At 72.4% G+C, this 12849-nt stretch carries 11 protein-coding genes and 1 pseudogene; 9 read left to right on the top strand and 3 right to left on the bottom strand.

Going from position 1 to position 12849, the window contains the following annotated elements; all coding sequences use genetic code 11:
• The first annotated feature begins 171 nt into the window (after nt 1-171).
• The 6 genes from QHG49_RS10395 to QHG49_RS10370 are packed head-to-tail and all read left to right on the top strand — an operon-like array spanning nt 172 to nt 6280.
• A complete protein-coding gene (locus QHG49_RS10395) occupies nt 172-1020 on the top strand; it encodes an STAS domain-containing protein (RefSeq protein ID WP_301488823.1) in 849 nt (282 codons plus the stop codon).
• Nucleotides 1017-1385, top strand: a complete 369-nt coding sequence (locus tag QHG49_RS10390; RefSeq protein WP_159705467.1) for an STAS domain-containing protein — start codon at nt 1017-1019, stop codon at nt 1383-1385. The genes QHG49_RS10395 and QHG49_RS10390 overlap by 4 nt, the downstream gene beginning before the upstream one ends.
• Nucleotides 1382-1801 (top strand): anti-sigma regulatory factor, encoded by a 420-nt coding sequence (locus QHG49_RS10385; RefSeq protein WP_145485546.1) that lies wholly within the window; start codon nt 1382-1384, stop codon nt 1799-1801. The genes QHG49_RS10390 and QHG49_RS10385 overlap by 4 nt, the downstream gene beginning before the upstream one ends.
• Nucleotides 1789-2841, top strand: coding sequence for an ATP-binding SpoIIE family protein phosphatase (locus QHG49_RS10380; RefSeq protein WP_370530449.1), 1053 nt, complete (start codon nt 1789-1791; stop codon nt 2839-2841). Before QHG49_RS10385 ends, QHG49_RS10380 begins: the two co-directional genes overlap by 13 nt.
• The gene (locus QHG49_RS10375; RefSeq protein ID WP_301488818.1) at nt 2838-4655 is read left to right on the top strand and encodes an ATP-binding protein; all 1818 of its coding nucleotides are present in this window, start codon (nt 2838-2840) and stop codon (nt 4653-4655) included. The genes QHG49_RS10380 and QHG49_RS10375 overlap by 4 nt, the downstream gene beginning before the upstream one ends.
• On the top strand, nt 4652-6280 hold the full coding sequence (locus tag QHG49_RS10370; RefSeq protein ID WP_301488817.1) for a fused response regulator/phosphatase: 1629 nt from the start codon (nt 4652-4654) through the stop codon (nt 6278-6280). Before QHG49_RS10375 ends, QHG49_RS10370 begins: the two co-directional genes overlap by 4 nt.
• On the opposite strand, the gene QHG49_RS10365 is transcribed toward QHG49_RS10370, so the two are convergent.
• Nucleotides 6277-6960 (bottom strand): glycerophosphodiester phosphodiesterase, encoded by a 684-nt coding sequence (locus QHG49_RS10365; RefSeq protein ID WP_301488816.1) that lies wholly within the window; start codon nt 6958-6960, stop codon nt 6277-6279. The two genes, QHG49_RS10370 and QHG49_RS10365, sit on opposite strands and share 4 nt — an antisense overlap.
• A gap of 32 nt (nt 6961-6992) precedes the next feature.
• A pseudogene (locus tag QHG49_RS10360) lies at nt 6993-8136 on the bottom strand (adenosine deaminase).
• A gap of 225 nt (nt 8137-8361) precedes the next feature.
• On the opposite strand from QHG49_RS10360, the gene QHG49_RS10355 reads away from it, so the two are divergent.
• On the top strand, nt 8362-9108 hold the full coding sequence (locus tag QHG49_RS10355; RefSeq protein ID WP_301488813.1) for a DUF4190 domain-containing protein: 747 nt from the start codon (nt 8362-8364) through the stop codon (nt 9106-9108).
• Between the two features lie 76 nt (nt 9109-9184).
• Here the strand turns inward: QHG49_RS10355 and QHG49_RS10350 are convergent, their stop codons facing one another.
• Nucleotides 9185-9742, bottom strand: a complete 558-nt coding sequence (locus QHG49_RS10350; RefSeq protein WP_301488812.1) for an NADAR family protein — start codon at nt 9740-9742, stop codon at nt 9185-9187.
• Between the two features lie 210 nt (nt 9743-9952).
• Here QHG49_RS10350 and QHG49_RS10345 point away from each other — a divergent pair, with 210 nt between their 5' ends.
• Together QHG49_RS10345 and QHG49_RS10340 are read left to right on the top strand one after the other, a co-directional pair.
• The gene (locus tag QHG49_RS10345) at nt 9953-11488 is read left to right on the top strand and encodes a gamma-aminobutyraldehyde dehydrogenase (protein WP_301488810.1); all 1536 of its coding nucleotides are present in this window, start codon (nt 9953-9955) and stop codon (nt 11486-11488) included.
• Between the two features lie 112 nt (nt 11489-11600).
• On the top strand, nt 11601-12848 hold the full coding sequence (locus tag QHG49_RS10340) for a PotD/PotF family extracellular solute-binding protein (protein ID WP_301488808.1): 1248 nt from the start codon (nt 11601-11603) through the stop codon (nt 12846-12848).
• Nucleotide 12849: the final 1 nt, after the last annotated feature.

Raw genomic sequence — 12849 nt, 5'->3', positions numbered from 1 at the left:
CCATGTCCCTTCCGTGTGCCCGCGTTCGGCGGGTACCGCACCAGGCGCGCCGCACGGACATGCCTTCGGACGCGATGCCCGTGAACGGCGTCGGGCCACGGGAGGGGAGGATCACCGACTGTCGTATCGTTCCTCCGGCAGTACACGAAGCGGAGATTGGGTGAGGACAACGTGACGGCTGAGACCAACACGCGCCTGCTGGTCGAGATATTGACCGCGCGGCGTGAGGACTTCCTCGCCCAGTGGACGAGGACGATCGGCGACGACCTCCAGGGCCGGCTGAGCCTGGCGGAACTGGGCTACGAACTCGGGGAACTGTACGAGGCCGTCCTCAAGGCCGTCTCCATCGGCGGGCTCGACGCCCGCGGGGAGCACTTCGGCGAGACGCGCAGCCTGCTGATCGAGCTCTCGCGCAACCGGGCCCGGCAGGGCTTCACACCCACCGAGACCGCGCGGAGCGTCTTCGCCCTCAAGGAGGTGCTGGAGCCCTCCCTCACCGGCGAGACCGCGTCCGCCCGCGCGTACCTCCAGTTCGCCCGGCTGCTGGACGACCTCGGGCTGCTGACGACCGAGGCGTACGTCCGCACCCGTGAGGAGATCATCTCCTCCCAGGCCGAGCAGCTCCTCGAACTCTCGACCCCGGTGGTCAAGCTGTGGGACGGGGTCGTCGGCGTACCGCTGGTCGGCACCCTCGACTCGGCCCGCACCCAGGTCGTCATGGAGAAGCTGCTCCAGACCCTGGTCGACACCGACTCCACGCACGCCATCATCGACATCACCGGTGTGCCCACGGTGGACACCCAGGTCGCCCAGCACCTGCTCAAGACCGTCGTCGCCGCCCGCATGATGGGCGCGCGGTGCATCATCTCCGGCATCCGCCCGCAGATCGCCCAGACGATCGTGGCCCTCGGCATCGAGTTCGGTGACATCCCCACCAACTCCTCCCTGGCCGACGCGCTCCGCCAGGCGCTGAAGGAGATCGCCCTGGAGGCCGAGGACGACCTGAAGGGTCTGCTGTGACCGAGCGCGTTCCCGTCCTCAAGATCGGCGAGACCCTTTTGGTCTCCATCCAGACGGATCTCGAGGACCAGATGGTGATGGACCTCCAGGAGGATCTGTCCAACCGGATCGTCGACACGGGGGCCAAGGGGGTCGTCATCGACATCTCGGCCCTGGAGATCGTGGACTCGTTCGTGGGCCGCATGCTGGCCACCAACGCCTCGATCTCCCGGGTCCTCGGCGCCGAGACCATCGTCGTCGGCATGCGGCCCGCCGTCGCCATGACCCTCGTCGAGCTGGGGCTGTCCCTCAACGGCGTCCGTACCGCTCTCAACCTGGAGCGGGGTCTGAAACTTCTGCGGCGCCTCAGCGCAGAACGCGCATGAAAGACTTCGGCGCCGCGGACCTCGCGGCGGAAGTCGTGCAGGTCGCCAGCAGCAGCGATGTCGTCGCCGCGCGGCAGACGGTGCGCACCCTCTCCCAGCGCAGCGGCATGTCGCTCGTGCACCAGACGAAGCTGGTCACCGCGGCCAGCGAACTGGGCCGCAACATGCTGATATACGGCGGCGGTGGCGTGGTGCGGGTGGCGACCGTCATGGACGGGGGCCGCTCCGGCATCTTCGTGGAGTTCCGCGACCAGGGCCCGGGCATCGGGGACATCGAGCTGGCGATGACCGACGGCTGGACCTCGGGCAACGGCATGGGGCTCGGGCTGAGCGGCGCCAAGCGGCTCGTGGACGAGTTCGACATCGAGACGGGGCCGTCGGGCACCACGGTGCGCATTGTGAAGTGGGGCAGGTGACCAGCACCTTCGTCGCCGAGGCCGGCGATGTCTGCTGGCTGCGCGCGGACGTCGCGCTCGCGGCCGCCGCACGTCACCAGGGGGCCCAGCTCGCCCGTGGCGTCCACCTCTCCGCCGAGCACACGGCCCGGCTGGAGCTGTGCGTCACGGAGATGGCGACCAATCTGCTCAAGCACGCCCACGACGGCGCGCTCGCCCTGCGGGTGGTGCGCGCTCGCGGCCGGGCGGCCGTGGAGTGCCTCTCCCTCGACAGCGGGCCCGGCATCGAGGACGTCCCCCGGGCACTGCGTGACGGCACGTCCGCCACCGGCACCCTGGGCATCGGCCTGGGCGCCATCGGGCGGCTGGCCGACGAGTCCGGGGTGCACTCCCTGCGCGGGCGCGGCACGGTCCTCTACGCGCGTTTCTGGGCGGGCGCGGCCGACGGGGCGGCGCCGGACCCGGTGGCGACCGGCGGGCTGACGCGTCCGATCAGCGGTGAGCAGGTGTGCGGGGACTCCTGGGCCGTGCGCGCGGTCATCGGTCACGGCTGCGGGGCACTGTCGCTGATGATGTGCGACGGACTCGGGCACGGGCCGCTCGCGGCACGGGCCGCCGACCGGGCCCGGGAGGCGTTCCGCGACAGCCGTCACATGGATCCGGCGGCCGTACTGGAGGACGTGCACCGCGGCCTGCGCGGGACGCGCGGGGCGGCCGTGGCGATCGCCCTGGTCGACCTGGGCGCGGAGCGGGTGCGGCTGAGCGGGGCGGGCAACATCAGCGCGCTGGTCGCCACCGAGAGCACCCGGAGCGGACTGCTGTCCCTCCCGGGGATCGTGGGCGTGCAACTGCCCCGCCCGCGCACCTTCGAGGCCGCGTTCCCGCCCGGGTCCGCCCTCGTCATGCACTCCGACGGCCTCAGCGACCGCTGGAAGCCGGCGGACTTCCCCGGGCTGTTCGCCCAGGATCCCTCGCTGGTCGCCGCGCAGATCCTCAACCAGGCCGCCGTACGCAGGGACGACGCCGGGATCGTCGTCGCCGTGCGCGGGCAGCGGCCATGACCCCGGGCCCGGTCGGCCATGAGGTGTTCACGATCGCTCTGCGGGAGGGGAGCGACGTGATCGCCCTGCGCCGGTGCACCCAGTCGGTGTGCCGGGCCGCGGGGCTGACCGGCAGCCCGCTGGTACGGATGACCACCGTGGTGAGCGAGGCCGGGGAAAGCCTCCTGGGCGCACCGGGGCTCACCGCGCGGCTCTGCCTGGAGGAGTCCGGCACCGCCGTACTGGCCGTACGCTTCGGCTGGCTGGACGCCTCGCGGCCGCCGGCCCGTCTGCTCGCCGCCGCCACGCACCTGCTGGACGACAGCCGGCTGCGGGTCGCGCCGGACGACGGCGGCCAGGAACTCGTGCTGGCCCAACGCACCCCCACGCCGCCCGCGGCCCTCGGTGAACTGGCCCTCGAACTGCGCGGCAGGCTCGGCGGCGACGATTCCAGGGCCGACCTGGTCGAGGCCCTGCGCACCCAGAACCACCAGCTGCTGGCCGCCCTGGAGGAGTCCCAGCGCCAGCAGGAGGAACTCCAGCGCCTCAACGCCGAACTGGAGGAGACGAACGCCGGTGTCATGGCGCTGTACTCCGAGCTGACGAGCGAACTCCAGGCCACCAACAGCGGGGTGGTCGCGCTCTACGCCGAACTGGAGGACAAGACCCGGCAGCTCGAACTCGCCCATGAGTACAAGACCCGCTTCTGGGCCAACGTCAGCCATGAGCTGCGCTCCCCGGTGAACTCGGTCATCGCCCTGGCCCGGCTGCTGCTGGACTCCCGGGCGGAGCCGCTGACCGACGAGCAGCGCCAGCAGATCTCGCTCGTCCAGGCATCGGGCAGCACCCTGCTCGCCCTCGTGGACGAACTGCTCGACGTCGCCAAGGCGGAGTCCGGCCGACTGGAGCCCCAGCCCGCCGTGACCGATCTGCGGGCGCTGCTGCACCAGTTGCGCGGCACGCTGAGGGGCACCACACAGCCCGGTGTCGTCCTGCGCATCCCGGACCACGACCAGCGGGCGCCCCTGGTCACCGACGAGGTCATGCTGACCCGGGTGCTGCGCAACGTGCTGTCGAACGCGCTGAAGTTCACCGTCGAGGGCTCGGTCGAACTCGGCGTCACCGAACGGGAGGACGAGCACGGGCCGCGCTTCGTCTTCCGCGTCCGGGACACCGGTGTCGGGATACCGGCCGACGAACTCGACCGGGTCTTCGAGGAGTTCTACCAGGTACGGGGTCCGCACCAGCGGGGCCGGGCGGGCACCGGCCTCGGACTGCCCTACGCCCGCCGCCTGACCGAACTGCTGAAGGGCACGCTGACGCTCGACAGCGCGGTGGGACAGGGCACCCAGGTGGTCATCGACATCCCGGCCCTTCCCCCGCAGGCGTCACGGGAGACGGCGGCCGTGGTGGGGTCCGTGCTGGTCGTCGACGACGACGAGACATGGCTGCCCGGCTTCCGGGCCCTGCTGGCGGAACTCGCCGGGTCCGTCATCGTGCTCACCGACGGCGGCGCCGCCGTCGCCGCCGTCGAGCGTGAGCGGCCGGACGTCGTCGTACTCGACCTCAACATGCCCGGCGCGAGCGGATACCGGATCCGGCGGCAACTGGCCGCCCGTCCGGCCACCGCCCAGGTGCCCGTGATCGTCGTCACCGCGCTGGAACCCGCCGACGTGGACCACGCGCGTCTCGCCCCGGTCCGCGCCGTGCTGAACAAGTCCCGCCTCACCTCGGCGATCCTCGCCGCGGCTCTGGGGCAGGACGAGAACGTGGCGGCCGTCCGACGCACGCCCGCCGATTCTCCGCCGCCACCCCCCGCCGAGGAACGTCGATGACCCACCGGCCCGACCCGGACCACGCCCCCGCGCACATCCTGGTGGTCGACGACACCCCCGCGAACCGGTACGTCCTGTCCACCACGCTGCGCCGCGGCGGGCACCGCGTCACCGAGGCGGAGGACGCCGGCCGCGCGCTCGAACTGCTCGACGGCCCCTGCCCCGAGCCGGAACTCGCCATCGTCGACGTACGGCTGCCCGACATGACGGGCTTCGAGGTGTGCGAACGGATCAAGAGCAACCCGGTCACCGCGGCCCTGCCCGTCATCAACATCTCCGCCTCCGCCGTCACCGTGCACGACCGGGCCCAGGGGCTCTACCGCGGAGCCGACGCCTACCTCGTGGAACCCGTCGCCCCGGACGAACTGCTCGCGACGGTCACGGCGACCCTGCGCTACGCCCGTGCCCGCCGCCGCGCCGAACTCCTCGCGGACCGGCTGCACCTGCTCAACCGCGCCACCCTGGCGATGTACAGCGCCGCCGACGCCCAGGAACTGGTCAAGGTGACCGCCGAGAGCGCCGCGGCCGTCCTGCGCTGCGACGTGGCCGCACTCCTCACCACCCCCCAGGGCGCCCCCCTGATCGCCCACACCCGGCACGCGCCGGGACCGCGGACCCGCACGACGACGACCGCCCTCCCGCACCGCTTCGACGACGAGGACCCAGGGCTCCCGGACCTGGACCTGCCCGGTCTGCCGCCCGGACTCGCGCAGGGCGCCCGACGCCGCACCGTCATCGGCCGCACCAGGGCCGACCGGCCGCCCGTGGCCATCGTGACGCCGGCGGACGCCGTCACCACCCTGGACGACGAGCAGCTGCTGACCCAGCTCACCCAGGCCGGCGCGCTCGCGCTGGAGGCGCTGCGCAGCTACAGCGAGGAACACGCCCTGGCCCTCACCCTGCAACGCAGCTTCCTCCCCGAGCGGCTGCCGGAGACCGCACGGGCGGACCTGGCCGTGCGCTATCTCCCCGCCAGCGAACGCACCGAGATCGGCGGCGACTTCTACGAGGCGATCAGCACGCCCGACGGACTGGTGGTGGCCGTCGGCGACGTGGCCGGGCACTCCCTCGACGCCGCCATGGTGATGGGCCAGGTCCGCCACGCGCTGCGCGCCTACGCCGTCGAGGGCCACTGCCCCACGGCGATCCTGGACCGCCTCGACCACCTGATCACCTCGGTGGCGCCGGGCGCCACCGTCACGCTCTGCGTCCTGCTGATCGAGTTCGACACGGACCTCGTCCATGTCGCGAACGCCGGCCATCTGCCGCCCCTGCTGCGCGGTCCGGACGGTACGACCGGCTATGTGCGCGAGCACGGCCCCCTCCTCGGCCTCGGACTTCCGCATCCGCCCGCGCGGCGGCTCACCATGGCGCCCGGCTCCCTGATCGTCCTCGTCACCGACGGACTGATCGAGCGCCGCCACGAAGACCTGGAACGGTCCCTGGAACGCCTCGCCGCGGTGGTCGAGGACGCCCCCGCGGACCCGGAGGAGGCGTGCGCGCACCTCCTCGACGGCCTGACTCCCGACGGCAGCGACGACGTGGCCCTGATGGCGGTACGGCTGAACGGCCGGGCGGACGGCTCGTCCTTCGGGCGACGACGGGAGTTGCCGGACAGGCTCTAGCGGGAGCGCAGCTCGTGCAGGACGTCGATGCGGTTCGTGGTGATCGAGTCGACGCCCAGGGCCAGCAGCCGGCGCAGGGAGCGCCGGGTGTCCGGGGTCCACACGGAGACGAGCCGCCCGGCGCGGTGCACCTCGGTGACCAGGTCGCGGTCGACCAGGGAGAAGCGGTAGTTGAGCCAGCGGGGGTTGATCGCGGCCAGCAGCGCGGGGCGCGGCGGGGCCAGGGTCGTCCAGGTCAGCGCGATCTCCGCGGCCGGTTCGGCGGCGCGCACGGTGAGCATCGTCTCCGCGCCCGCGCTGTAGTACACCCGGTCCCCGGCCCCGCACTGGCGGACCACGTCCAGGATCCGCTCCATCGTCCGCCGCGTCACCCGCCCGCACAGATCCACCATCACCCGGCTGTCACCGGTCGCGGCGAGCGCCTCCGCCAGCGTCGGCACCCGGCCGTCGGTGAGCCCGCGCAGCTCCTCGGCGGACAGCGCGCTCAGCGGCCGGTCCACCTCCCACAGCCGTTTCAGCGTGTCGTCGTGCAGCAGCACGGGCACGCCGTCGCGGGTGAGCCGGACATCGAACTCCACGGCGTCCGCGCCCCGGTCGAGACCGGAGCGCAGCGAGTCGAGGGTGTTCTCACGGAAGCGGTAGGGGTCGCCGCGGTGGGCCACGGCGGTCACGGTCTGCATGGCCCCCATTGTGGTGCGGATCGCGGTGCGCCTCAGCCGGCGAGCCGGCCGGCGGTGTACGTGTCGATCTCCGCCGCGAGCCGCGCCTTGCCCGCCGCGTCCAGGAAGGACGCCTCCACCGCGTTCTTCGCGAGGTCCGCGATCCCGCGCTCGTCCAGGTCGAGGAGGCGGGCGGCCACCGCGTACTCGTTGTTGAGGTCGGTGCCGAACATCGGCGGGTCGTCGGAGTTGACCGTGATCAGCACCCCGGCCTGGGCGAACTGCCGGATCGGGTGCTCGTCCAGGGTGCGCACCGCGCGGGTGGCGATGTTGGAGGTCGGGCAGACCTCCAGCGGGATGCGCCGCTCGGCGAGGTGCGCGAGCAGCGCCGGGTCCTGCGCGGAGCTGGTGCCGTGCCCGATGCGCTCGGCGCCCAGTTCGTTCAGCGCGTCCCACACCGACTGCGGACCCGTGGTCTCGCCGGAGTGCGGCACCGAGCGCAGACCGGCCGCGACGGCACGGTCGAAGTACGGCTTGAACTGCGGGCGGGGCACGCCGATCTCGGGCCCGCCGAGCCCGAAGGAGACCAGGCCCTCCGGCCGGATCCGGTCGTCGGTGGCGAGCCGCACGGTCTCCTCCGCCGACTCCAGGCCGGCCTCCCCGGGGATGTCGAAGCACCAGCGCAGCACGGTGCCGAACTCGGCCTCCGCGCTCTTGCGGGCGTCCTCGATCGCCTCCATGAAGGCGCGCGCGTCGATGCCGCGCCGGGTGGAGGAGAACGGGGTGAGGGTCAGCTCGGCGTAGCGCACCTGCTGGCGGGCCAGGTCGCGGGCCACCTCGAAGGTGAGCAGCCGGACGTCCTCCGGGGTGCGGATCAGCTCCACCACCGACAGGTACACCTCGATGAAGTGCGCGAAGTCGGTGAAGGTGAAGTACTCGGCGAGCGCCTCGGGGTCGCTGGGGACCCGGGAGTCGCGGTGGCGCGCGGCCAGCTCCGAGACGATGCGGGGGGAGGCGGAGCCCACGTGGTGGACGTGCAGTTCGGCCTTGGGCAGTCCGGCGATGAACGCGCGCAGGTCGCGGTCGGCCGAGTCGGCGGCGGGTACGGAACTGGCGGTCAAGGGGGCCTCCCCGGGCAGGGCGCCGACGGGCCCTCACGGGCGCGGCGCGGGTGATCGGCTGATCGTCACTGGACATCGTAGGCGGGCGCGGGACGGAGGAACCGGGCGGGCGGGGGGCGAGTGCCGGACGGGCGGGGGGCGGGTGCCGGACGGGGGAGGGGGCCGTACGAGCCGTGCGGGGAGAAGCCGTAGGAGGGGTACGGCCCTGCTGGGCCCCGGTGCCGGACGGTGGGACCGGCCGGCCGGGGCGGGCCGGGGAGGCCGTAGCATGGCGGGACGAACGACCGAGGGGGAAGTACGCGTGTCAGACGGAACGCAGTCGAGTGGGGCGGCCGGCGGCGGCCACGACCCGTGGGCGCCGCCCGAGCAGGGGTTGTCGCTGGACAAGGACCGGCCCGCCGCGCCGGGTGCGGGACAGCCCCCGGCGCAGCCGCCGTCCGTGCACGAGCAGGCCACGGTGACCGACCTGCCCACCGGCGGGTACGCCCAGCCGAACTTCGCCCCGCCCGCCCAGCCCGCCCCGGGCTTCGGCGCGCCCACCCCGCCCGCGTTCGGCGCCCCCGCCCCGGGTGAGCCGGTGCCGCCCCCGCCGATCGCGCCCACCGGCGCCGGTGTGCCCCCGGTGTCCGCGCCGCCCGCAGGCGGCTACGGCTACCCCGGCTACCCGGCCGGTGGCGGCTATGGCTGGAGCGGTGTGCCGATGGCCCCGCAGAACGGCATGGGCACCGCGGCGATGGTGCTCGGCATCCTCTCGATCTGCCTGTTCTGCCTGTACGGCGTCGCCTCCGTGATCCTGGGCATCCTCGCGGTGGTCTTCGGCGTCAAGGGACGGCGCCGGGCCGAGCGCGGCGAGGCGACGAACCACGGCCAGGCCCAGGCCGGTCTGATCATGGGCGTCATCGGGATCATCGTCGGCGTCGCCGTGATCGTGCTCCTCGCGATCGGCATCACCGCCGCGATCAACGAGGACCACTCCAGCGACGATCCGTACTACTACGGCTCGCTGCACTCCGTCTCGGCGCCGGTGACGGTGGCGGCACAGCGCTGACCGCTTCGGTCCATGCCCGCCGGACCCGGGGAACCACCCGGTCCGGCGGGCATCGTCGTACCCGGCCCCCGCCCGCCTACCTCGCGGCCAGCTCCGCCCGCGCCTCCATCAGGGCGAAGCCCAGCAGGTTCAGCCCCCGCCAGCGCTCCGGGTCCCGGGCCGCCTCGTCGTCCGCGGTCAGGCCGATGCCCCACACCCGGTCCACCGGGCTCGCCTCGACCAGCACCCGCTCGCCCGTGCCCAGCAGGAACGCGCGCAGCGCGGGGTCGGCGGCGAACTTGTGCGCGCTGCCCTCGGCCACGATCCGGAACCGCTCCCGCTCCCATATCGCCTCGTCGAAGCCGCGCACCAGACGGCCCGCCTTCTTGGCCTGGGCGGGATGCGCCGAGTCGAGGACCTGGCGCTCCGCCTCGGCGTCGCCGAACAGCCGGGCCTTGGCGGCCATCATCCAGTGCTCCGCCGTCGCGTACCGCCTGCCGTCGACCACGAAGGGTGAGGGCCACCACTGGCTCAGACAGCTCGCGCCGATGGTGCCGTCCGGGCGGGGGCGGTGGCCCCAGAAGTGCAGATACTTGATCCGGGACCCCGCCCGGACCTCGCTGACCAGGGCCTGGAGCCCGTCGATCCTCCCCATGCACGCGAGTCTGGCACGCACCACTGACACTCCGTCCGGCTTTTCCTCGTCCGACTCGACACCTGGTCGACAGATTCCGTCGCGTAACCAAAAGGCAACAACGGAATCACTTGTTGGAGGCTTATAGCTCTGTCAGGATCGGCACTCAAATCGAGCTGGAGCTACGCCACCCACCCCCGGGACGGGGGGTGATCGGCGGAGGAGAGCGACATGCACAACCCGGGCACCGCCGGCCAGGAACGATTTCCCGCAGCCGACCATTTCGCGGAAGGCGCTCAATTCATCGCCGGCCGTCTGACCAAGGGCACCTCGGGGCGCCGCCACGCCGTGGTCGACCCGGCCACCGGCGACGAGGTGTACACCTACGACCTGGCCGGCACCGACGACGTCGACGCGGCCGTCGCCGCCGCCCGCGAGGCGTTCCCCGGCTGGGCCTCGGCCACTCCGGGCGAGCGCTCGGACTCCCTGCACCGCTTCGCCGCCGTGCTCGCCGAGCGCGCCGAGGACTTCGCCCGCGCGGAGTCGCTCCAGTGCGGCAAGCCGCTCAAGCTCAGCCGCGAGTTCGACGTCCCCGGGACCGTCGACAACACCGCCTTCTTCGCGGGCGCCGCCCGGCACCTCCAGGGGCAGTCCGCCGGTGAGTACTCCGGCGACCACACGTCGTACGTCCGGCGCGAGCCGATCGGTGTCGTCGGGTCCATCGCGCCCTGGAACTACCCGCTCCAGATGGCCGCCTGGAAGGTGCTCCCGGCGATCGCCGCGGGCAACACCATCGTGCTCAAGCCGGCCGAGCTGACCCCCCTGACCTCGCTGCTCTTCGCCCAGGCCGCCACCGCCGCGGGCCTCCCGGACGGCGTGATCAACATCGTCACCGGCACCGGCAAGGAGGCCGGTGAGCACCTGGTCGGCCACCCCGATGTCGCCATGACCTCCTTCACCGGCTCCACCGGCGTCGGCAAGCGCGTCGCCGAGGTCGCCACCGCCACCGTCAAGCGGCTCCACCTGGAGCTGGGCGGCAAGGCCCCCTTCGTGGTGTTCGACGACGCCGACCTGGACGCGGCCGTCAACGGGGCCGTGGCCGGCGCGCTCATCAACACCGGCCAGGACTGCACCGCCGCCACCCGCGCCTATGTGCAGCGTCCGCTGTACGAGGCGTTCGTGGAGCGCACCGCCGCCCTCATGGAGACCGTGCGGCTCGGCGACCCGTTCGCCCCCGGCACCGACCTCGGACCGCTCATCTCGCACGCCCAGCGCGACCGCGTCGCCGGCTTCGTGGAGCGCGCCCGCGCCTACGCCCGCGTGGTCACCGGCGGCGAGGCCCCCGGCGGCGACCTGGCCGAGGGCGCCTACTACCGGCCGACCCTCATCGCCGGCGCCGCCCAGGACAGCGAGATCGTCCAGTCCGAGATCTTCGGACCCGTCCTGGTCGTCCTGCCCTTCGACACCGACGACGAGGGCATCCGGCTCGCCAACGACACCCCGTACGGCCTCGCCGCCTCCGCCTGGAGCGGCAGCGTCTACCGGGCCAACCGCGCCACCCGCGACATCAAGGCGGGCTGCGTCTGGATCAACGATCACATCCCGATCATCAGCGAGATGCCGCACGGGGGCTACAAGGCCTCGGGCTTCGGCAAGGACATGTCGACGTATTCCTTCGAGGAGTACACGCAGGTCAAGCACGTAATGTTCGACAACACGGCGGTGGTCCGCAAGGACTGGCACCGCACGATCTTCGGGGACCGGTAGAGCGACCCCCGGCCGCGGGTCCCCCCGCCCGCGGTCCGCTCCACCGGGTACGACGCCCGTCCCCTCCACCGGGCACCCGCACCCCCTCCCCTCCCGAAAGGCCACCACGCGCATGGAGAGTTACGAGCCCGACCGCCCGGCACCGGTCGACAAGGCCGCCATACGCCGAAGTTCCCGCGGCGGCAGGGCCGCGCCGACCCGCCGTTCGCTGCTGCGCGCCGGTGCCGGTGGCGCGCTCGCGATCGGCGGCCTCGGGACGCTGAGCGCCTGCGGCATCCCCGCCGCGACCAAGAACCAGGGCGGCGTGTCCGCCGACGACCACTCGGCCACCGAGAAGGTCGTCGACTTCTCCAACTGGCCCGAGTACATCGACGTGGACGACTCGGGCAAGCACCACCCCACCCTCGACGCGTTCGCCAGGCGGACCGGCATCCAGGTCAAGTACACCGAGGACATCAACGACAACGACGAGTTCTTCGGCAAGATCCAGCCGGAGCTCGCCGCGGGCCAGGACACCGGCCGCGACCTGATCGTCCTCACCGACTGGCTGGCCGCCCGCATGATCCGGCTGGGCTACGTCCAGAAACTGGACGCGGCCAACCTGCCGCACGCCTTCGCCAACCTCTCGGACCAGTTCCGCAACCCCGACTGGGACCCGGGCCGCGCCTACTCCTACCCCTGGCAGGGCATCTCCACCGTCATCGCCTTCAACAAGAAGGCCCTCGACGGCGTCGAGGTGAAGTCGGTCTCCGACCTCCTGGACAACCCCAGGCTCAAGGGCCGCGTCAGCTTCCTGACCGAGATGCGCGACACCGTCGGCATGACCCTGCTGGACCTCGGCAAGGACCCGGCGAAGGTCACCGACGACGACTACGACGCGGCCGTGGCCCGCCTCCAGAAGGCCGTCGACAAGGGCCAGATCCGCCGCTTCACCGGCAACGACTACACCTCCGACCTGGCCAAGGGCGACATCGCCGCCTGCGTCGCCTGGGGCGGCGACATCGTCCAGCTCCAGGCCGACAACCCGGACGTCGGCTACCTCATCCCGGACAGCGGCTACATGACGTCGACCGACAACCTGCTGGTCCCCAACAGGGCGCGCCACAAGACGAACGCCGAGCGGCTCATCGACTACTACTACGAGCCCGAACCGGCCGCCGAACTCGCCGCCTACGTCAACTACGTGAGCCCGGTCGCGGGAGTCGTTCCCTACCTCGCGAAAATCGACAAGTCGGCCGCGAGCAATCCGCTGATCGTGCCCGACAAGGCCATGCAGGCGAAGTCCCACCCCTTCCGCGCCCTGACGCAGAAGGAAGAGACCGCCTACCAGCAGAAGTTCTCCAAGCTCACAGGGGCGTGAC

Origin of the sequence: Streptomyces sp. WP-1 (assembly GCF_030450125.1) — a bacterium.
Classification (GTDB): Bacteria; Actinomycetota; Actinomycetes; order Streptomycetales; family Streptomycetaceae; genus Streptomyces; species Streptomyces incarnatus.
This window is presented reverse-complemented; position numbering and strand designations above follow the sequence as displayed.